Below are 20916 nucleotides of genomic sequence, written 5' to 3'. Positions count from 1 at the left end.
GTCAGCTCTTCACCGCCATCATCATCATCGAATGGAATGCCTTGACGATTGCCGTGTTGAGCTCGAAGGAGCGGCGCACCTCACCGGCCTTGAGAAGCTGGTCCTCGAGCACGACGGTGTTTTTTGACGGCATGACGACGCCGTCGTCTTCCTGTGGCTTGATCGCGAAACCGGCATTGGTCGCGGCGCTGCCGAGGTGTCCGGCCTGTGTCGTCTGCAACGACACCGCCGCGCGGTCGAGCACCTTTTCGAACGGCTCGACATCGTTTGCCGTATAGCCCGGCGTGTTGGCGTTGGCGATGTTGCCGGCGACCGCCGACTGACGCACGGCCAGCCATTGCGCCTGCTTGGCGGCGAGATCGAAAAGAGAAACGGGCTCCATGGGAATCTCCGGGCGTGTGCCCAAAGACTAGGCCGCCAGTCTTGCGCGGACCTTGCGGGCGGACGCAACCGGCAAGCGCGGCGAACTTATCTGGAAAGCTCGATCACCTGGTTGGCGCTGGTGACCATCACCCATTTGCCGTTGCGTTGCTCGATCGACGACACCTTGTTGGAATCCGGCAGTATCGAGCCGCGCTGGACCATCCACAGCCCGGTGTCGTCCTCGATCATGGCGCGGCCATTGGCGACGTGGACCATGCGGAATTTGGTGACGTCGGCCGGAAAGGGCTGGTCATCTGGTGCCGGGGCGGCGCTGGGATCGTCCTGCACGGTTCCGGTGGCAAGCAGGTCGATATTGGCATTCGGAACGTCCTTGGCCGTCAGCGGCGCGCTGCGCTCGGCAACCACGCCGCCGCCCTCGCGTCCAGAATTGGTGCCGGTGCCGCCGAACTTGATTGCCTGGACGCCGAACTGTTCCTGATTGAAGAAGATATACCAGGGGAACAGCGCGCAGATCAGGCCGAGCGTGATGCCGAGCGCGGCGATGACGAAATCGCTGCGCCGGCCGACCTTCTTGCCCAGCCTGGGAAACGCGGTCTTGGGCGGCTGCGGCCATTGCGGCGCGGCGAAGAGCCCGTCCATGGCCGAGTTGCGGCTGGCTTCGATCTCTTCTTCGGCTTTCGCCTCAGCGATCATTTCGCGCAGGATACGCTCGGTATGCTGGAGCTCAGTCCCCTTGTTCGGCATTCTGCTTTCCCTTGAGATGGCGGGCGAGATCGGAGAACGGATCAGCGGACGGGCGGTCCTTCGGCGATTGCATCAGCGCTTCGTAGATCAGGGGTACCTGGCGCACCGCCATATCGAGTTCCACGTCGGCGCCGCCCTGGTAGGCGCCGAGCAGGCGGATGTCGCGCGTGTCCTCGAAGCGGGAGATCATCGACTTCAGCCGCGTCACCAGCGCGCGCTGCTCGACGCTCCAGGCCTTGCCGGCCAGGCGTGATATGGACGACAGCGGATTGACCGGCGGATAGCGGCCCTGTTCGGCGATCGCGCGGTCGAGCACGACATGGCCGTCAAGGATGCCGCGCACGGAATCGGCCACTGGATCGTTGTGGTCGTCGCCGTCGACCAGCACGGAAATGATCGCGGTGATCGATCCTTTCCCTTCCACTCCCGGCCCGGCGCGTTCGAGCAGCTTCGGCAGCTCGGTGAAAACCGAAGCGGGATAGCCGCGCGCGACCGGCGGCTCACCCGTTCCCGTCGCCACTTCGCGCAGGGCGTGGGCAAAGCGGGTGATCGAATCCAGCACCAGAAGCACGCGGTGGCCCTGGTCGCGAAAATGTTCGGCGACACGCATCGCGGTGTCCGGCGCCCGCCGGCGCATCATGGCGCTTTCGTCGCTGGTGGCGACGACGGCTACGGTCTTGGCCATGCTGTCGCCGATCGTGTCCTCGAGGAATTCGCGGACCTCGCGGCCGCGTTCGCCGATCAGCGCCACGACCACGGTGTCGAAGGCGTCTGCGCCGGCGAGCATGGCCAGCAGCGTCGACTTGCCGACACCGGAACCGGCAAAGACGCCCATGCGCTGGCCGAAACAGAGCGGCGTGAAAATGTCGATGATCTTGACCCCGGTCATGAAGGCGGTGCCGACGCGCTGGCGCGCCATGGCGCCGGGCGTGGCGGCCCCGGACATGCCGTCGCCCCTGATCAATGGCGGGCCACCGTCGATCGCCCGGGTGAGCGCGTCGATCGTGCGGCCGCGCCACGAGGCATGCGGCGCCACGGCGAGCGGACCGCGACGGAAAACGGCGTCGCCTATGCCGGCATCGGCACTGCGTTCGAAGGGGGCCACGACAATCTCGTCGCGGCTGATCTTGACGATCTCGCCGCGGCGCGTGCCGGCATGGCCGCGCTGTTCGACAAGATCGCCCAGCCTGGCGAAATCCGAAAGGCCGCGCACCTTGTAATGCGTCGATGTGACTTCGGTGACGAGGCCGCCGCGTTTGAGCAGTCCCTCGGCATCGCTGAAGCGCCGCCATATCCGCTCCAGCGCGGCAAGCCGGTCTTCCGGCGTTGGCTGGGGCAGTCTTTCGGGTGCGCGCAGGGTTGGCTGGTCGAGCGACATGTTACTTCGAGCCGAGCGTCTTGATCGCCTCGTCGGTGGAGGAATCAGTCTGCCGCATCAAGGCGGCGGTGTTCTCGAAAGCGCGCTGGACCATGATCAGCCGCGTCATCTCCAGCACCGGATTGACGTTGGATTCCTCGACGAAGCCCTGGGCGACGCCGATATCGGCGCGATCGGTCACCGGCTCGGGCGTGCGCGCCGGCACGATACCGGAATTGCCGTAGCGCACGAAATTCTCACCCGGATCGAAATTGTACAGGCCGATGGAGCCTACCAGCTGATCGTTCTGGCGCAACGATCCGTCGGCTCCGGCCTTGGGCGGGCCGTTGCGGGGGTCGAGCTGGATCGGTGCGCCGCCGGCGTCGAGCACGGGATGGCCCTCGACCGACATCAGCTCGCCATTCTCGTTCATCGAGAAGCGGCCATCGCGGGTCATGACGGTGCCGACCGGCGTCTCGATGGCGAACCAGGCGTCGCCCTGTATGGCGAAATCGAACGGATTGCCGGTCTCGGTCAGAGAGCCATGGGCGCCGGAAAGGTAGGTCTTGCCCGAGGAGGCGAAGGACACGGATTTCGGCCCGGTGCCGGACACCACGTCCTCGAACTTCACGCCGGTGGCGCGAAAGCCGACGGTCGAGGCGTTGGCGACATTGTCGGCGATCGTGTCGAGCCGACGCTCGAGCGCGATCTGCGAGGAAAGGGCGACGTAGAGACTGTCCCGCATGGTCAGAACTTCAACTTCTGCATGGCCATCATCAGGTCGGTGGAGATCCCCGCCGTGACCGGCTTGGCGAAGAGCACGCTGATCGACGACACGGCTGACGAGGTCGGGTGGTTGATCTCGTACATGGAGGTGAAGCGGGTCAGGAACTTGCCGAGCTTTTCGGGGTCGGAGAAATCGGAAATGTCGAGCTTCTGCTCGAACAGCTGCGCCTGCTTGTCGACGTCGGCGGTGGCGAAGGAATCGGGCAAGCCGAGCACTGTGCGCACCACACTGGCAAGAGCGGTGTCGGCGAGCACATTATACCAGCTGGTGATATCAGGCGCCTTGCGCTGGAAATAGAGCGCCAGCCGTACGCCCTCGTTTGTTTGGCCGGCATCCTCCTCCAGCGTCTGGCGCATGTATTTGTCGACGGTCGGCTGCTGTGCCGGATTGGTCGTGGTGGCCGCTTCGCCGTATTGTTCGAAGTTGAAGGCGGAGGCGAGCCCGGCATAGGCTTTGTTGGTCATCTTGTTGGCGACGCTGTCGGGGTCGCGGACGCCACCGGCCAGGACGCTGCGGATGAGATCCTTGCTCTCTGTCGCCGGATCGAGCGCGTAGGCCGACAGGGCATAATTGTACAAGCGGCTGTTGGCCATCAGATCGTCGATGGATTTCACGTTCGTGATGTTGGCCAGGTAATATGCGGTCTCCGACTTGATGTAGTCCGCATTCGGCTTGATCAGGCCAAGCGCCGACTCTGTCGTGTAGATTTTCGGCGTATCTTTCAGCACTGCGTCGCGCGAGGTTGTCTGATCGCCGTATTGGGCAAAATCGAAGGCCGTGACAAAGTTGGCGTATCGTTTATCGGTCAGCTTGTTTGCAGGGCTGTTGGGATCGCTCACGCCGCCCTCGAGCATGGCGCGGATCTGCCGCGGGGTTTCGGTTGACGCATCCAGTCCATAGGACGCCATGGCGAATGTAAGCAGGCGCTTGTCCGCCATGAGGTCGTCAATCGACTTCACCTTGGAAACGTTTGCCGCGTAGTAGTCGGCCTCGCCCTTGACGTACTGCGCGCTCGGCTTGACCAACGTCAGCCCGGCTCCGGCCATGTAGCCCTTAGGCACCGCCTGCTGGACGTTGTCGCGCGTGGTCGTCTGATCGCCATACTGGGCGAAGTCGAACGTCGAGACGAAGTTGGCGTAACTCTTGTCGGTCAGCTTGTTGGCGGGACTGTTGGGATCGCTGACGCCACCTTCGAGCATCGCCCTGACCGTTGCGGCCGGTTCGGTTTCGGCGTCGAGCCCGAATGCGGCCATCGCGTATGTCAGCAGGCGGCTGTCGCCCATCAGGTCGTCGATCGACTTAACCTTGGAGATGTTGGTGACATAATAGGCGGTTTCGCTCTGATAGTAAGAGAAGCCCGCCTGCGAGGCGCCGATCTGGACTTGCAGCGCATAGTTGCCGGTCACCAGCTGCTGCGCCTTGTTGTAAACCGTGGTATTGGCGCCGTTGGCTGCGAAGTTGAAGGCGCTGACAAATTCGGCGTAGCGCTTGTCGGTCAGCTTGTTGGCGAAACTGTCGGGGTCGGAAACGCCTTCCTTGAGCGCCTTGACCATGAACGCCTTGGCGTAAGCCATGTCCTCCAGGCCGTAGGCCTTCATGGCATATTTGAACAAACGGTCATTGTTGACGAAATCGTCGATCGATTTCACCTTGGTGATGTTGTCCAGATAATATTTGGTGTCGCGATCGACCGTCGGCTGCTTTTCGATGCGGTCGATCGACTTGTCGATGTCCCTGGTGATCAACTGGTAGCTGGTATAGGTACTGAGCAAGGACGCGCCTCCGGCCGAAGCTATGCCAGCACAGTAGACTCACTTCCTTGCGCGAAACTGAATCGCGCCGATCGGCTCGGTGCCGCTCCGATTCAAGCCTCACACAAGGCACGGGGACTATCCCTTGCACCTGACTTGAAATGCGGAAGGACCTCTCGTGGGCATTCTGATTGGACTGGTGGTGACGCTCGGCTGCGTCCTTGGCGGCTTCATGGCCATGGGCGGGCATCTGCATGTGCTGATGCAGCCCTGGGAAGCGGTGGTCATCTGCGGCGCCGCACTCGGCACCTTCCTCGTCGCCAATCCGATGAAAACGGTCAAGGACACCGGCAGGGGCATCCTCGAAGCCTTCAAGCAGGCCGTGCCGAAGGAGCAGGATTATCTGGAAACGCTCGGCGTGCTGCACAGCCTGATGCGTGAACTGCGTTCGAAGTCGCGCAGCGAGGTCGAGGCGCATATCGACAATCCCGAGGAATCGGCGATCTTCCAGGCATTCCCCACCGTGCTGAAGAACCACGACCTGACGCATTTCATCTGCGACTATTGCCGGATCATCATCATCGGCAACGCCCGTTCGCACGAGATCGAGGCGCTGATGGATGAGGAAATCCAGACCATCAAGTCCGACAAGATGAAAGCCTACCACGCGCTGGTGGCGGTCGGCGACGGCCTGCCGGCGCTCGGGATCGTCGCCGCCGTGCTCGGCGTGGTCAAGGCGATGGGCGCGCTCGACCAGTCGCCGGAAATCCTTGGCGGCCTGATCGGCGCCGCCCTCGTCGGTACCTTCCTCGGCATCTTCCTGTCTTACGCGGTGGTCGGGCCCGTCGCCACCAAGATCAAGACGGTGCGCGAGAAGAAGAACCGGCTCTACATCATCGTCAAGCAGACGTTGCTCGCCTACATGAACGGCGCCCTGCCGCAGGTGGCGATCGAGTTCGGCCGCAAGACCATATCGTCCTATGAACGGCCGACCATCGACGCCGTCGAGCAGAGCACGATGAACACCGGCTCCGCCGAGAAAAGGGCCGCCTGAGCGATGCGCGACAGATCGGTGCCGACATTGTCATGACCAGTCCCGGCAGTCCCTCACAAGCGCGCTCGCTGATCATCGAGCGCCTGGTCGGCGACAGCGGCGAGGCCGCCCAGGTCATCGGCACCGGCCGGGGCATGGCAGAGCGCGCTGCGCCGCTGCTGCAGAAGAGCCTGACCAGTGAGCTTGGAGTTCCTGTCACCGTCGATCTCAGGGGCGTCGAGGTCAGCCGCGTCGCGGAGGCCCGCTCCCGTGCCGGCGATACGTTTGCCATGACCATCGTTGCGTCAGCCACGTCCTCCGATGCCATGACCCTGGTGATCGATGCGCCGGCGATCGCGGTCACGCTTTGCACGCTGTTCGGCGGCGACCCGGAGATGCCGGCATCGCCGATAGAGCGTGATCTGTCGCAGATCGAGGTCGATGTTTCGACCATGGTGTTCCAGCAGGTCGCGCAGGCACTGAACGGATCGGGGCGACGGTCGCTCGACCTGCGCCTGCCTGTGACGCGGGCGATGTCGGGCAGCGAAGCCAAACGGCACGTGTTGCGCGATGGCGCCGCAATCCGCATCGTCTTCGGCATCTCGACGCCGGCCGACAGCGGCACCGTCACGGTGACGATGCCGCAGCGTGTCGTGCTGGCCAGCCGAGACAGCGCTGCTGCCGGCGGCGAGAACGATCAGGGCGCCAGCTGGCGCGCGCGCTTTTCGGAAGAAGTGATGCGCTCCACGGTAGCGCTCGAGGCGACCATGCCGCTGGCCCGACTGACGCTCGGCGATCTTGCCGATTTCGAAATTGGCCAGATCATCGAATTCGAGGAAACGGCGCAATCGCAAGCGCGTCTCGGCGCGCGCGGCAAGACGCTGTTCGTATGCGAGTTCGGCAAGCTGGGACAGAATTACACCGTCCGGATCAAGCATCCCTATGATGCCGGACAGGATTTTATCGACGGGCTCATGCCGGCTGGTGCCGGGCACGCCTGAGCTTTTGGAGACGATGCATGGCCAAGACCAAGGCAGAAGCCGAAATCGACCAGCCGGACGAGCAGCTCGACCGCGCCATCGAGGAATTGCGCGGGGTTCTGCATGAAGAGGAACAGCGCCCCGATATTGCGTTCAAGGCCGCGTCCGCTGCCAATTCGAGCGTCATCATGAACATCCCCGTCGACGTCCAGATCATCCTCGGCAGCACCGAGATGCCGGTGTCCGACCTGATGGCGCTGCAGAAGGGCTCCACGGTGGCGCTCAACCGCCGCATCGGCGAACCGGTCGACGTGGTGGTCAACGGCCGCAGAATAGCGCGCGGCGAGATCACCGTGCTCGAAAGCGACCCGTCGCGCTTCGGCATCAGGCTGACCGAAATCATCGCCGGCACGAAGGGCGCGTGAAGATGCGTCGCGGGTCTTGCCGGCGGCAGCGGGAGCGAAAGGCATGACGACGTCCCTTTCCCTGACGCGTCCGCAGAAGGCGGCCGCCATACTGGTGGCGATGGGCAAGCCGTCGGCCAGCCGCCTCTTGAAATTCTTCAAGCAGGAGGAATTGAAGGCGCTTATCGAGGGCGCCCGGCTGCTCAGGACCATTCCGCAAGGCGATCTCGAGCGCATCGTCGCCGAGTTCGAGGCGGAGTTCACCGAAGGGGCGGGACTGCTCGATTCCGCCGACAGGATGGACACCATCCTCAATGAATCGCTGTCACCCGAAGAGATGAGCGCGATCATGGGTGACAAGAAATTCGAGGTTGCGCCGGAAGGTCCGCCGCCGATCTGGCCCGAGCTCGAGAAGCTCGAGCCGGTGCGGCTTGGTACTTTCCTGGCCGGTGAACATCCGCAGACTGCGGCCATGGTGCTGTCGAAGCTGGCGCCGCAGGCGGCGGCGAGCGTACTGTTGACGTTGAGCAAGCCGACGCGCGGCGAGATCATCAAGCGCATGGTGACGATGGCCAATGTTCCCGACGCCGCCAGCAGGATCGTCGAAAACCGGCTGCGCACCAGCGTGCTGGCGGAAACCGCGACCAAGGATACATCGGCCGGACAGGCGCGCGTCGCCAGCGTTCTCAACGAATTGGACAAGCCGCTGCTCGAGGAGGTCATGCAGGACCTGGAGGCCGCCGGCACGCCCGATCTCGACGGCGTCCGGGCTCGGCTGTTCTCCTTCGACGATTTGCCGCTGCTTACCCAGAAAGCGCGCGTGCTTCTATTCGACGGGCTGTCGACCGAACTGGTCACGCTGGCGCTGCGCGGCACTTCGGCGATCCTTGCCGAAGCGGCGCTGTCGGCGATCGGCGCGCGCTCGCGGCGCATGATCGAAGCCGAACTCGGACAAGGATCCGAAGGGGTTCCCCTCGCCGACATCATGGCGGCGCGCAAGACGATCGTGACGACGACAATCCGGCTGGCGCGCGAAGGCGCGTTCGAGCTTCCCGCGACCCAGAACGCCGCCGCCTAAGGCCGGATCATGGCAGAGGCGGTCGACAAGGATTCCAAAACCGAAGAAGCGACGGAAAAGAAGATCCGCGACACCATCGAACAGGGCAAGCTGCCCCATTCGAGGGAGACCGCGCTCCTGGCCTCCTTCGTCGCCATACTGGTGTTCACCGTCTTCTACGCCAAGGATGCCATTGTCGATCTCGGCATGTTCCTGTCGATGTTCCTGGAGAAGCCGGAAGCCTGGCCGATGGACACCGAGACCGACGTCATCGCGCTCTACAAGATCGTCATGCTGGAGGTGGGCCGTGCCATCCTCAGCCTGCTGGTGCTCCTGGCCATCGCCGGCATCGGCGCCTCGGTGTTCCAGAACATGCCGCAGTTCGTCGGCGAACGCATCAGGCCGCAGCTGTCGCGCATCTCGATCGTCAAGGGCTGGAACAGGCTGTTCGGGGTGCAGGGCTGGGTCGAGTTCCTGAAGGCGCTCGGCAAGGTGGGCTTCGCCATCGTCGTGCTCGCCTTCACGCTGTCCGAGGATCACCGCAAGCTGCTCGCCGGCATGATCACCAATCCCGTCGCCTTCGGCCTCGTCATCCGCGGCATCGCGGTCGACATACTGGTGGCGATCGTCTTCGTCATGGGCCTGATCGCGGCGATCGACATCGTCTGGTCGCGCTTCCACTGGAAGCAGGACCTGCGCATGAGCAAGCAGGAGGTCAAGGACGAGTTCAAGCAGTCCGAGGGTGACCCGATCGTGAAGTCGCGGCTGCGCTCGCTGGCGCGCGACCGCGCTCGCAAGCGGATGATGACGGCGGTGCCGCGCGCGACGTTGATCATCGCCAACCCGACGCACTTCTCGATCGCGCTTAAATATGTGCGCGACGAGGATTCGGCACCGCTGGTGCTGGCCAAGGGGCAGGATCTGGTGGCGCTCAAGATCCGCGAAATCGCGCGCGAGCACAACATCCCGATCTTCGAGGACGTGGCGCTCGCCCGCTCCATGTACAAGCAAGTTTCGGTCGATAGTGTGATCCCGTCTCAATTCTACCAGGCCGTCGCCGAACTGGTGCGGATCGTCTACTCGAAAAAGGCTGAGCGCAGACAGATTTCATGAACCGCCAACCGCACGCCAACTCCCGCGAGATCATCGTCGCCAGCGCCATCGAGCAAGTCGTGGCGGAGCTCAGGCTGATCGATGTCGCCGATTATATCGCCTTCATCCGGCTGGAGCATTTCGCCTGCCTGTCGGACCTAGTCGATTCCGCGGCGGAGCTGTTCTTCAAGCCGGGCACGCTGAGGCTCGGCCATGGCGGCGAGGCGCATGTCGACTGGAGCGGCAGCCCGCGCATCGTGCTCGATCTCGAGCTTCGGCCGCCCGGTGTCACGGTCTATTTCCAGCTGACGCTGAGCGAAAAAGGCGCCTCGGTCGCGGTCAACTACGTGTCGTTCGAAAAGCCCGGCGAGGACCCCGAGCACAACACCGCCCTGCTCGAGGCGGTGGTCGAACAGGCGCGTATCCGCAAGGTCGAGCCGCTGGCGTTCTAACTATTCGATCAGGCCGAGCCGCAGCGCCTTGGCGACCGCCTGGTTGCGGTTGACGGCGTTGAGCTTCTGGGTCGACTGGGTGAGATACTGGTTGGCGGTATGCACCGACAGTTTCAGCAGCCGCGCTATCTCCTCGCTGGTATTGCCGTTGGCGGTCAGCTTCAGGCATTCGAGCTCGCGCTTGGAGATCGCGCGCGTCTTGCCGACATCGCCCGGCCGCATGCGGGCGACAGCGGCGAACAGCGAAAAGCAACGGGCGTGGATTTCATAGAGCGCGTCCTGCGGCAGGGCGATCTCCGAGCCGAGGAAGACGACGAGGCCGCATTGGCCGCGATCGGCGTGGACGGGAAAGGCGATGCCGCTGCTGCCGGGCGCCAGCGGCGCCATCTGCTCGGTCCAGGCAAGGCCGCCGAACATCTCGCTCATGGCCGCCACACCGTCATCCGTCCACCAGCGCGGTTCGGTCGAGATCCTGCTATGGCGCACGATCTCCTCGCCATTGGCGCCCGAGATGAACTTGGTCGCCACCGATATGCCGGGATAGTCGGAATCGAAGCACGGCACCAGCCGCGCCCGCTCGAGCGACGGGCTGACGAAGAACAGGCCGAAGGCCGAGGCATTGATGTCGACGGCGATCCAACGGCAGCGCCGCACAGCATCGGGAATGGTCACGGCGTGGTGCGTTTCGGAGCCGAGCGAGAAGGCACCGAACGGATTGCGCTGGTCGTTGAAAAGGGCCTCGGCGGCCTGCTTGACGTCGGCCTGTTTCAAATGATGCCGCTCCTGATCGCCGTGGCGATGGCCATCGCGCGGTTGCTGGCCGCGAATTTCTGGATGGCGTGGGTGATGTAGCTGTTGACGGTGTTGGAGGACACGCCAAGGATGACGGCAACCTCGTCCGTGGTCTTGCCTTCCGAGACCCAGAACAGGCATTCGCGCTCGCGGTCCGACAGCGGATCCTGCATGGCGGCGGCGGCGATCAGTTGCGGAATATGCGAGAGCGCGTAGCAGCACTTCAGCTGCGCCTTCATCAGCGCTGGCTGGTCGATCCGGCCGGCGGCTGCCGCCGAGAACAGCGCGAACAGGCGTTGGCGGCCGACATTCAGCCTGAGCGAATAGATCTCGGCGTGGCCGAGCACGTCGAGCAGACGTGCCTCTTCGCCGGAGACCAGCCCCTCGGCCTGTGGTGCCTGCGCCGACACCAGCGGCCTTGGACGCATGCCCGGCGCAACGGTGAGCGCGCCCTGGGCAAGGCCAGCGATCAGCCGCTTGCCGATCAGTTCGATGGCGTCGAAAATCCAATTGGACGAGACGATGCGCGCGTCGTTGCGGTCCTGATCGTGGACGATGGCGACCAGCATATAGCTGTCGGCACCGATCTCGGCGGTCAACTCCATGAAAAAGCTGGTGAGATCGCCGCGCGACGTCAGGCGCGAGCCCAATGTGTCGGATTGAAGAAGCGCGGCGGGACTGCTCATTGCTGTTTTTGGCCGGAATCGATGCTGATGTCCGGATGCTGGAGAGCCAGCCGCCGAACCTGAAAACGCGTTACATTTACGAGACACACACAAGCGCGGGGTCGCGCCCGATCAGACGGAATCCATTCAGGGAACGCGAAGCCGTCCGCGTCTGGCGCCAGAAAATTCCGGCACTTGAGACTTTGGGTGGTCGCCGCGCCCCCCGAGGACCGGCTGATTCGGGTCTAATCTACCCGTAGATGAATCTGACATCAAACGCGATTTGACAAAATCGAATCGAGTGGACTCAAGCTGCGACTCAGGCGCCGATTTTCGCGCGTTTCGGTGCGTGAAAATGTTCGAGCCGTGCAAGCCAGTCTTCTCGGCCGGGGCTGTTTCAGTCGCGCCCACCAAGGGGCTAGAGGATGTCAAAGAGCGGCTGACGCCGCCCTTTTTCGTGGTTTCCCTGAGAGCTGCCGCGCTTCGGGCAGCCGGTGTCACCGGCCCTCGAAGCCGGTCAGCACGCCGACGGCATTGATGCCGATTTCCTCGACGGCGTAGCCGCCTTCCATGACGAACAGCGTCGGCAGGCCGAGCCTGGCGATGCGGCGGCCGATCATGGGATAGTCCGACGACTTCAGCTTGAACTGGCTGATAGGATCCTTCTCGAACGTGTCGACGCCGAGCGAGACGATGACGACGTCTGGAGCGTAGGCGGCGAGCCTGGCGCAGGCGTCTTCCAGCGAGGCGCTCCAGGCGTCCCAGCCGGTGCCGAACGGCATGGGATAGTTGATGTTGAAACCTTCGCCCGCGCCGGCGCCACGCTCGTCGGCATGGCCGAGGAAGAACGGATATTCGACCATCGGGTCGCCGTGCAAATTGAGGACCTGCACGTCGGCGCGGTCGTAGAAGATCTCCTGTGTGCCGTTGCCGTGATGATAGTCGACATCGAGGATCGAGATGCGGCTGGCCCCCTGGTCGCGGAACCACTGCGCGGCAACGGCCGCGTTGTTGATGTAGCAATAGCCGCCCATGAAGCCGGCTCCGGCATGGTGGCCGGGCGGACGGCAGAGCGCGAAGGCGGAGGCTTCGCCGGCCTTGACCAGGCCCGCGGCGGTCAGCGCGACGTCGTAGGAGGACTTGATCGCATCCCATGTTCCTTCGACGAAGGTGGCGCCGCCGTCGAAGGAATAATAGCCGAGCAGGGCGTCGACGCGCTTGGGCGGCACGTCGCCGCGCAGGCCGCGTGTCGGCCAGGTGAAGGGCATGGCTGTGCCTGTGTGGCCCTCGGCGATCCATTGCGGCCAGACCGTCGGCAGGAAATCGACGTAGTCGGCCCTGTGGATGCGCTTGGCGGCGGCAAGATCATGCTCGGCCGGCGCGATGATCGGCCCGAGTTTCTCGCTGTCGACCCGCGCCTTGATGAACTCGGCGCGCGAGGGTTTTTCGAAACCCGGCACGATCGCCGATGTGACCAGTTCCATCTGGCCGGCGTGGCCGGCGTGAAGCGGCGAATAGACAGTCTTCATAAAATTCCTCTCGAAATGCGAAATCAGTCAAGGTTGAGGTAGGGGGTCACCAGAGCGAGCCACATGGTTTCGACATCGTCCTCGATGAGGTCGTATGTCCGGCGATCCCTTTTCAGGCCGACAAGACGGCAGGCGTGTCCGACCTCCATCATCAGCACGCCGAGCCGGTTGGCGACCTTGTCTTCGAGAGCCGGGTTCACGTGCCGCAGCCACGCCGCATAGAGGGCGATGATCTGGTCGTCATACTCGTTCTGGATCGGTCTCAGGTCGGCGTTGCCTGAAATCGCCTCGATCACCGGCATCAGGCTGGCATTGTCGAGATAAAGCCTGGAGGTATCGGTGAAGAGCCTGCGCACCTCCCGCCGAAACTCCTCGCGGTTGGTGGGCGGATCGACCCTGATGCGCCTCGCGATCACTTCGGGAAAGGATGACAGCCAGCGCCGGGCGAGGTCCAGGAGAATGGCTTCCTTGTTGGGGAAGTACTGGTAGACCGAACCAACCGACAGGCCCGCGCGCTGCGCTATGGCGAGCGTGGTCGGCGTCCTTGTGCCTTGCTCGCGGGTCAGGATCAGCGCCGCGTCGAGGATCCGGTCCACCACCTTGCTCGACCGTTGTTGGCGCGGCTGCTTGCGCGGTTCGAGCGCTATCCTGGTTTTGCGATCGAGACTGCGCTTCACGGCTTGACGTCCTCGTTCCCCGCCCAGTCCCAACATCGGCGCAGAGTGTTGTCCACAATACATTGCAAATTCCGCATGTTGACAAACGCGAATGATTAGTCGCATTCTTTTATCCACGCTGCCTTGGGGATAACAAGGGGAATTTCGAAGACAGCGCGCCGGCATCATCTTTCCCCATCGCCCCTCCCGCGGAGCGGCAGCTCGTGGGCAGTGGTTGTCGGTCTCAGTCAAAAGCGCGGAGTCGCGATGTCTGTCACGGGTGCGGGTCACAAGGCGGATCTGATCGTCATCAATGGTCGTGTGTTGACCATGGACGATGACAATCCGACCGCCGAAGCCGTTGCCGTCAAGGATGGCGCCATCGTCGCTCTCGGCAGCCACGCCTCCATCGAAGAGTTCAAGGGGCCGGCCACCAGGGTCATCGACGCCAGGGGCGGTTCGGTGATCCCGGGTTTCATCGAAGCCCACATGCATCTGTTTTCAGGCGCGGCCGAGCTTGCCCATCTCCAGTTGTCGGGCGTCCACGGTTTCGAGGCGCTGCAAAAGGCGATCCGCGACTACGCGTCGACGCACCCCGATGCCAAGATGCTGGTCGGACAGGGCGTCGACTACACCGTGCTCGACGACGAGCGAGTGACGCGTCATCATCTCGATGCGATCCTGCCGGACCGGCCCTTCGTCATGGCCGCGCCCGACCACCATACGATGTGGGCCAACACCAAGGCGCTGGACTTGGCTGGCATCCTGAATGGGCGCACGCTTGGCCCCGGCAATGAGATCGTCATGGGCGACGACGGTCTGGCAAATGGCGAACTGCGCGAGGGCGAGGCTTTCGGCCCGGTGCTCAATCTTGCCGGCGAGGGCCGGGTGCGGCTCGGGCTGGCGACGGGCGGCGAGCCAGACCCGATGCCATCGGCGGAAGAACGCGCCGCCGACCGCGACATCATGCGGCGCGGGCTCGCCTGGTGCGCGCGCCACGGCATCACCTCGATCCAGAACATGGACGGCAATCTCTACCAGCTCGAATTGCTGGCCGAGATCGAGGCCGAGGAGGGTCTGTCCTGCCGGGTGCAGATACCCTTCCACTACAAGAATTTCATGACGCTCGACATACTCGACAAGGCCTCGGCGATGGCCGAGCGCTACAATGGCGAGTGGCTGTCGTCAGGCATGGTCAAGGTGTTCTACGACGGCGTGCTCGATTCCTGGACGGCCGTCATGATCGAGCCCTATGCCGACCGTCCCGACTGGGTGGGTGAACCACTGTTCACGCCCCAGCAATTCATCGATCTCGCCGTCGCCGTCGACAGGCGCGGCCTGCAGATCGCCGTGCATTCGATCGGCGACGGCGCGGTGCGCGCCGTGCTCGACGGCTACGAGGCGGCGCAAAAGGCCAATGGCAAGCGCGACAGCCGGCATCGTGTCGAACATATAGAGGTCATCGCTGCATCTGATGTGCCGCGTTTCGCCGAACTCGGCGTCATCGCCTCCATGCAGCCGCCGCATCCGCCCGGCGCCATGGATTTTCCGCTGGAGCCGACCGTCTCGCGCATCGGGCCGGCGCGCTGGCCGCTGAGCTATGCCTGGCGCACCCTGAAGAATGCCGGCGCGCATGTCGTGTTCGCGTCGGACTGGCCGGTGTCGCCGATCGATCCGATCCTGGGCATCCAGGCGGCAGTAATGCGCAAACCATGGGCATCAAGCGATCCGGACCAGAGCTTCTCGCTGCGTGAATCGCTTGCCGCCTACACGGTCGAGGGCGCCTATGCCGAATTCGCCGAGCACCGCAAGGGCACGCTGAAGCCAGGCTATATGGCCGATCTGGTGGTTTTGTCGGCCGACATCGAAAAAACGGCACCGGCCGACCTGCACAAGGTGCGCCCGGTAACGACGATCTGCGGCGGCAAAGTCACCTACCAGGCCTGACATGCATGCGGCCTGCCTGCTGAAATGGCGGACTGAAATGACCGACTGAACTGTGATTCAATGCCGGACTTGCCAACCCACCGGCCGTGTGGTCACATCCAATAGGGGAAAAGCTCCGCCAGCAAGAGCGGGGTCAACAGTGAGGCGTAATCGTGCCGGACAAACCGGATCGGAATGCGATTGAAGTAGTAAACGTCAGCAAAATTTTCGGATCGGGTGAGGGGCAGGTCGCTGCCCTCGACACAGTCTCGGTATCCATCCGCGAGAACGAATTCTTCACACTGCTGGGACCATCCGGCTGCGGCAAGACCACCTTGCTGCGGCTGATCGCCGGCTTCGACTTTCCAACCGCCGGCGAAATCCTGCTTTACGGCCAGGACATCGCGCCATTGCCGCCCTTCAAGCGGCCGGTCAACACCGTCTTCCAGTCCTATGCGCTGTTCCCTCACATGACGGTGGCAGACAATATCGGCTTCGGCCTGGAGATGCTGGGCAAGCCCAAGGCGCAGATCAAGGCGCGCGTTGCCGAGATGCTGAAGCTGGTCAAGATGGAGGCGCTGGCGGGCCGGCGCACCGGCCAGATTTCCGGCGGCCAGCAGCAGCGCGTGGCGCTGGCCCGGGCGCTCGCGCCGCAACCGAAGGTGCTGCTGCTCGACGAACCGCTCTCCGCCCTCGACTACAAGCTGCGCAAGGAGATGCAAATCGAGTTGAAGCGGCTGCAGCACGAGACCGGCATAACCTTCATCTTCGTCACCCATGACCAGGAAGAAGCGCTGACGATGTCGGACCGCATCGCGGTGATGTCGTCGGGCAAGATCCTGCAAGTCGGCTCGCCGTGGGATATCTACGACAAGCCTGCCGAACGCTTCGTCGCCGACTTCATCGGCGAGACCAATTTTCTCACCGCGGCCATATCAGGCACCGGCAACGGCAAGGCGCGCGCGACGCTCAAATCCGGCACAACCATCGAGGCGACCGTTGCCGAAGGCTTCCAGCCGAAGGACAACGCCACCGTGGTGGTGAGGCCGGAGCATGCCAAGCTGACCAGGAGCAAGGGCGACCTGGCGGGCACGGTCGACAACATCGTCTATTTCGGCACCGACACGCATATCCATGTCCAGCTCGACAGCGGCGAAGCCTTCACCGTGCGCCAGCAGAACACGCGCAGCGCCGGCTGCGGTTTCGAGCGCGGCGACAAGGTCGGCATCCTGATCGGCAACGACGCCGCGCAAGTGCTGAGGGACTGATGGCCACCGCCGAAGAAGTCGCCAAGGCAGCGGAGCGGCGCGACGTCCGCGCCCGCTGGTTGCTGTCAGCGCCGGCGCTGCTGGTCATTCTGCTCGCCGCGACCGGCCCGTTGCTAACCGTGCTCGTCTATTCGTTCCTGACGCCCGGCGCCTATGGCGACGTGAAGTGGCAATTTTCGCCGGAAGCCTGGGTGTCGGTGTTCATGGAACGCGACATTTTCGACGACACGCTGTCGCTGGCGGCCGCCCACGTCACCATCTTCCTGCGCTCGATCAAGCTCGCGGTGGTGACGACGCTGGCGACTTTGGCGCTCGGCTTCCCGACCGCCTATTTCATGGCGACGCGCAGTGAAAAGACCAGGGATCTCTGGCTGTTCCTGATCACCATCCCGTTCTGGACTAACCTTCTGATCCGCACTTTCGCTGTTCTGCAGATCATCCGCAACGAAGGCATCGTCAATACCATCCTTCTGAAGCTCGGCATCGTCTCGGCGCCGGTGCAGATCCTCTACACCGACACGGCGATCCTGATCGGCATGGCCTATGTCTACCTGCCGCTGATGGTGCTGCCGATCTATGCCAGCATGGAAAAACTCGATTTCCGGCTGGTCGAGGCCGGCTACGATCTCTACGCGACACGCTTCAAGGTGCTGGGCAAGATCATTTTCCCGCTGGTCAAACCCGGCGTCATCGCCGGCTCCATCCTGGTCTTCATTCCGGCCCTCGGCGCCTATGTGACGCCGAGCGTGCTTGGCGGCGGCAAGAACATGATGCTGTCCAACCTGATCGAATTGCAGTTCGGACAGGGCCGCAACTGGCCACTCGGTTCGGCGTTGTCGATCACGGTCATGATCATCGTCATGGTGGCGCTGCTTGCCTATGTGCGCAATGCCGGCAAGTCGGGGGTGCGGCATGGCTAGCAACTTCTCCATCAAGCACCAGCCCGGATTCACCGCGATCGCGGCGACCTGTTTCGTCGTGCTTTATCTGCCGATCGTCGTGCTGGTGATCTATGCCTTCAACGCGGCGACCTCGACTTCCGAATGGGGCGGTTTTTCGCTGAAATGGTTCCAGTCGGCATATCAGAACACGCAGGTCATCGACGCGACGCTGCGCTCGTTCCAGATCGGCGCCACCGCGGCGGTGCTGTCGACCATCTTCGCCACCATGGCGGCGCTCGCCACCACGCGCACCGCGCCCTATCCCGGCCTCACCTTCAAATACGCAGCGATCAACCAGCCGCTGATGGTGCCCGAGATCGTCACCGGCGTGGCGCTGCTGATCTTCTTCTCGCGCATCAAGATCTTCACCGGCTATTCGGGCCTCGGTTACCTGATCGCCGCGCATACGGCGTTCTGCATTCCTTTCGCCTATTTGCCGATCAGGGCGCGGCTGGAGAATATGGACCTGACTCTGGAACGCGCCGCCGCCGACCTCTACGCGACGCCGTGGAAGACCTTCCGCCGCATCACGCTGCCGCTTTTGTGGCCCGGCATCCTTGCCGGACTGATGCTGGCCTTCGTCATCTCGCTGGATGACGTCGTCATCACCGAATTCGTCAAGTCGGGCGGCCAGGACACGCTGCCCACCTATATGCTCGGCCAGATCCGCCGCGGCATCACACCCGAGATCAACGCGATATCGACCGCCTTCCTGCTGCTTTCGGTTGCGATCGTCACGTTGTTTTTCTTCGTCAGCAGGAAACGAGACTGAACCTGAAATGGGAGCTGGAACGATGAACTGGAAGACAACAACGGCCACCTTGGGGTTGGCGTTGCTCGCTTCGACGGGCCTTGCGCGCGCCGACGGCGTGCTCAACATCTACAATTGGGGCAACTACACCAGCCCCGACGTAATCAAGAAGTTCGAGCAGAAATACAACGTCAAGGTGACCATCACCGACTACGATTCCAACGACACGGCGCTCGCCAAGGTTCGCCAGGGCGGCACCGGCTTCGACATAGCGGTGCCCTCGCAGACCTACGTGCCGATCTGGATAAAGGAAGGCCTCGTCCAGGAGACCGATCCGGGCAAGATGGAGAACGCGAAGAACATCGCGCCCGAATGGGCCAATCCTGAATTCGATCCGGGCCGTAAATACACGGTTCCGTGGGCCTGGGGCACGATCGGCGTCGTCGTCAACACCGACGCCTACAAGGGCCCGGCCAACACGTGGGGCATCATCTTCAACACGCCTGAAGAGTTGAAGGGTAAGGTCAATGTCGTACCGGAGATGGGCGACGTGATGTTCGCTGCGATCAAATATGTCGGCGGCCAGCAATGCACCAACGACAAGACGGTGCTGAAGAAAGTACGTGACCTGCTGGTGGCGGCCAAGCCGAACTGGATCGCCATGGAATACAACACCATAGAGAAGATGGGCGCCGGCGACTTCAAGGCAACCAGCGACTGGAATGGCTCGGCTTTGCGTCAGCGCCTTGCCAACCCGGCCATCCACTTCAATTATCCGAAGGAAGGCTATGGCCTGTGGAGCGACAACGTCGTCGTCCTGAAAGAGGCCAAGAATGTCGAGAACGCCAAGCTGTTCCAGAACTTCATCATGGATCCGGAAAACGCGGCCGGCCTCTCGGCCTTCCATCGTTACGCCAATGCCATCGCCGGTTCGGACAAATACATGCCGGCCGACATGAAGGACGCGCCGGAAGTCGTCATTCCGGCCGACGCCAAGCCGCTTGGCGAACTGCAGCAGATGTGCGCGCCAGAGACGCAGGAACTCTACACCAAGATCTGGACCGAACTGCAGAAGTAATCGCCGCATGACGGACCCGGCGGCACATGCCGCCGGGTCTTTTCCGTTTCCGGGAATGGCTTTCATGGACTCCTATCGCAACAGCGATCCGCGGCCGCCGATCATGCAGGGCTCGCCGCCCGCCATGGTGCCACCAAGGCTCGACTGGGACAGGCCGCCCTGGAACCGCTGGGCTTTCCAGCACATCAGGGAAATTCTGCCGACCGTCGAAGTCTGGCGCGGCAACGGCCACCGTCACCGCCTCGAACGCGCCGAGATCGATCTCGACGGGCTGCCGGTCGAGGACAGCACGGGACGGAAGACGACGCTCGCGGGCCTGCTGGACGAGACCTATACGGATGGCTTCCTGGTGCTCAAGGACGGCAAGATAGCCTTTGAGCGCTACTTCAACGGCATGGACGAGCGCACGCTGCATCTGTCGCAGTCGATGGCCAAGTCGGTCACCGGCTCGGTGTTCGGCATACTGGCCGGGCGCGGGCTGGTCGATCCGGCGAGGCCGGTGACGGACTACCTGCCGGAATTGAAGGCAACCGGGTGGGCCGGCGCCAGAGTCCAGCACGTGCTCGACATGACGACGGGCGTGTGTTTCTCGGAGGAATATAACAATCGTTATTCCGACATAGGCCAGGTCGATGTCGCCACCGGCTGGAAGCCGGTGCCGCCGGGCAGCGACCCGGACTTTCGCTGGCCCGCGCACATGTTCGAGCTGATCCTGGGCTTGACGGAGACGGTCCGGCCACATGGGGCGGCATTCGAGTACCGCTCGGTCGAAACCGATGTGCTCGCGTTCATCCTGGAGCGGGTGACCGGCAAGCGGCTGGCGCAACTGGTCTCGGAAGAACTCTGGCAAAAGCTCGGCGCCGATGAAAGCGCCTGCTTCACCGTCGACAGCGCCGGCTACGCGCTGGCCGATGGCGGCTTCAACGCGACGCTGCGCGATTATGCCCGCTTCGGCCAGTTGATCCTCGATAATGGCGGCGGCATCGTGCCGGCCGATTGGATCGAGGCGACGCGCAGCGGCAGCCACGGGCCGGGCTTTAGTCCGAGCCTGCCAGAGGGCAGCTATCGCAACCAGTTCTGGATCGAGAATCCACATTCGCGGGCGCTGATGTGCCGGGGCGTGTTCGGGCAGATGATCCACATCGACTGGAATACGCGGATGGTCGTGGTCAAGCTTTCGAGCTGGCCGGATTTCAGCAACGTCGCCTATTCCATGGCGACGCTGAAGGCCGTGCATGCCATCGCCGCCGCGCTGAGCTGAACCCCCAC

Annotated in this window: 21 protein-coding genes; 12 read left to right on the top strand and 9 right to left on the bottom strand. The window is 63.2% G+C overall.

Annotated elements, in window-relative coordinates; translation table 11 throughout:
• Position 1: 1 nt before the first annotated feature.
• The 5 genes from flgB to FJ951_RS03510 form a co-directional block, all read right to left on the bottom strand.
• Positions 2-382, bottom strand: a complete 381-nt coding sequence (gene flgB / locus FJ951_RS03530; protein WP_140496212.1) for a flagellar basal body rod protein FlgB — start codon at positions 380-382, stop codon at positions 2-4.
• Between the two features lie 86 nt (positions 383-468).
• Positions 469-1128 carry a hypothetical protein gene (locus tag FJ951_RS03525; protein WP_140513635.1) on the bottom strand — a complete coding sequence of 220 codons (660 nt, stop codon included), beginning with the start codon at positions 1126-1128 and terminating at the stop codon, positions 469-471.
• A complete protein-coding gene (gene fliI, locus FJ951_RS03520) occupies positions 1109-2506 on the bottom strand; it encodes a flagellar protein export ATPase FliI (protein ID WP_140513634.1) in 1398 nt (465 codons plus the stop codon). The genes FJ951_RS03525 and fliI overlap by 20 nt, the downstream gene beginning before the upstream one ends.
• A 1-nt stretch (position 2507) precedes the next feature.
• The gene (flgF, locus tag FJ951_RS03515) at positions 2508-3230 is read right to left on the bottom strand and encodes a flagellar basal-body rod protein FlgF (RefSeq protein WP_140513633.1); all 723 of its coding nucleotides are present in this window, start codon (positions 3228-3230) and stop codon (positions 2508-2510) included.
• Positions 3231-3232: 2 nt separating this feature from the next.
• Entirely contained in the window at positions 3233-5044 is a 1812-nt protein-coding gene (locus FJ951_RS03510; protein ID WP_140513632.1) for a DUF1217 domain-containing protein, read from the bottom strand.
• A 157-nt stretch (positions 5045-5201) separates the two neighbouring features.
• Here FJ951_RS03510 and motA point away from each other — a divergent pair, with 157 nt between their 5' ends.
• Genes motA through FJ951_RS03480 form a run of 6 tightly spaced genes read left to right on the top strand, consistent with a single transcriptional unit; the run spans position 5202 to position 10041 of the window.
• A complete protein-coding gene (gene motA, locus FJ951_RS03505; protein ID WP_140496207.1) occupies positions 5202-6077 on the top strand; it encodes a flagellar motor stator protein MotA in 876 nt (291 codons plus the stop codon).
• Between the two features lie 32 nt (positions 6078-6109).
• A complete protein-coding gene (locus FJ951_RS03500) occupies positions 6110-7057 on the top strand; it encodes a FliM/FliN family flagellar motor switch protein (protein ID WP_140513631.1) in 948 nt (315 codons plus the stop codon).
• A gap of 17 nt (positions 7058-7074) precedes the next feature.
• The gene (fliN, locus tag FJ951_RS03495) at positions 7075-7461 is read left to right on the top strand and encodes a flagellar motor switch protein FliN (RefSeq protein ID WP_140496205.1); all 387 of its coding nucleotides are present in this window, start codon (positions 7075-7077) and stop codon (positions 7459-7461) included.
• A gap of 43 nt (positions 7462-7504) precedes the next feature.
• Positions 7505-8518 carry a flagellar motor switch protein FliG gene (locus tag FJ951_RS03490; RefSeq protein ID WP_140513630.1) on the top strand — a complete coding sequence of 338 codons (1014 nt, stop codon included), beginning with the start codon at positions 7505-7507 and terminating at the stop codon, positions 8516-8518.
• A 9-nt stretch (positions 8519-8527) separates the two neighbouring features.
• Positions 8528-9610, top strand: a complete 1083-nt coding sequence (flhB, locus tag FJ951_RS03485; RefSeq protein WP_140513629.1) for a flagellar biosynthesis protein FlhB — start codon at positions 8528-8530, stop codon at positions 9608-9610.
• Entirely contained in the window at positions 9607-10041 is a 435-nt protein-coding gene (locus FJ951_RS03480) for a hypothetical protein (RefSeq protein ID WP_140496202.1), read from the top strand. The genes flhB and FJ951_RS03480 overlap by 4 nt, the downstream gene beginning before the upstream one ends.
• Here the strand turns inward: FJ951_RS03480 and FJ951_RS03475 are convergent, their stop codons facing one another.
• The 4 genes from FJ951_RS03475 to FJ951_RS03460 form a co-directional block, all read right to left on the bottom strand.
• Positions 10042-10812, bottom strand: a complete 771-nt coding sequence (locus FJ951_RS03475; RefSeq protein WP_140513628.1) for a helix-turn-helix transcriptional regulator — start codon at positions 10810-10812, stop codon at positions 10042-10044. It lies immediately after the preceding gene.
• Positions 10809-11519, bottom strand: a complete 711-nt coding sequence (locus tag FJ951_RS03470; protein WP_140496200.1) for a helix-turn-helix transcriptional regulator — start codon at positions 11517-11519, stop codon at positions 10809-10811. The genes FJ951_RS03475 and FJ951_RS03470 overlap by 4 nt, the downstream gene beginning before the upstream one ends.
• 476 nt (positions 11520-11995) lie before the next feature.
• A complete protein-coding gene (locus FJ951_RS03465) occupies positions 11996-13027 on the bottom strand; it encodes a histone deacetylase family protein (RefSeq protein WP_140513627.1) in 1032 nt (343 codons plus the stop codon).
• Positions 13028-13050: 23 nt separating this feature from the next.
• On the bottom strand, positions 13051-13704 hold the full coding sequence (locus FJ951_RS03460) for a TetR/AcrR family transcriptional regulator (RefSeq protein ID WP_140496198.1): 654 nt from the start codon (positions 13702-13704) through the stop codon (positions 13051-13053).
• A 246-nt stretch (positions 13705-13950) separates the two neighbouring features.
• On the opposite strand from FJ951_RS03460, the gene FJ951_RS03455 reads away from it, so the two are divergent.
• The 6 genes from FJ951_RS03455 to FJ951_RS03430 all read left to right on the top strand — a co-directional run bounded on the left by FJ951_RS03455 (position 13951) and on the right by FJ951_RS03430 (position 20908).
• Positions 13951-15630, top strand: a complete 1680-nt coding sequence (locus FJ951_RS03455; protein WP_140513626.1) for an amidohydrolase — start codon at positions 13951-13953, stop codon at positions 15628-15630.
• A gap of 152 nt (positions 15631-15782) precedes the next feature.
• Positions 15783-16877 (top strand): ABC transporter ATP-binding protein, encoded by a 1095-nt coding sequence (locus FJ951_RS03450; RefSeq protein ID WP_140513625.1) that lies wholly within the window; start codon positions 15783-15785, stop codon positions 16875-16877.
• On the top strand, positions 16877-17797 hold the full coding sequence (locus tag FJ951_RS03445; RefSeq protein WP_140513624.1) for an ABC transporter permease: 921 nt from the start codon (positions 16877-16879) through the stop codon (positions 17795-17797). The genes FJ951_RS03450 and FJ951_RS03445 overlap by 1 nt, the downstream gene beginning before the upstream one ends.
• A complete protein-coding gene (locus tag FJ951_RS03440) occupies positions 17790-18590 on the top strand; it encodes an ABC transporter permease (RefSeq protein WP_140513623.1) in 801 nt (266 codons plus the stop codon). Before FJ951_RS03445 ends, FJ951_RS03440 begins: the two co-directional genes overlap by 8 nt.
• 22 nt (positions 18591-18612) lie before the next feature.
• Positions 18613-19647, top strand: a complete 1035-nt coding sequence (locus FJ951_RS03435) for an extracellular solute-binding protein (protein ID WP_140513622.1) — start codon at positions 18613-18615, stop codon at positions 19645-19647.
• A 64-nt stretch (positions 19648-19711) separates the two neighbouring features.
• Entirely contained in the window at positions 19712-20908 is a 1197-nt protein-coding gene (locus tag FJ951_RS03430; protein ID WP_140513621.1) for a serine hydrolase, read from the top strand.
• Positions 20909-20916 lie beyond the last annotated feature (8 nt).

Origin of the sequence: Mesorhizobium sp. B2-2-3 (assembly GCF_006442405.1) — a bacterium.
GTDB lineage: Bacteria > Pseudomonadota > Alphaproteobacteria > Rhizobiales > Rhizobiaceae > Mesorhizobium.
Note: the sequence above shows the minus strand (reverse complement) of the source record. Positions and strands in the feature narration are given on the sequence as shown.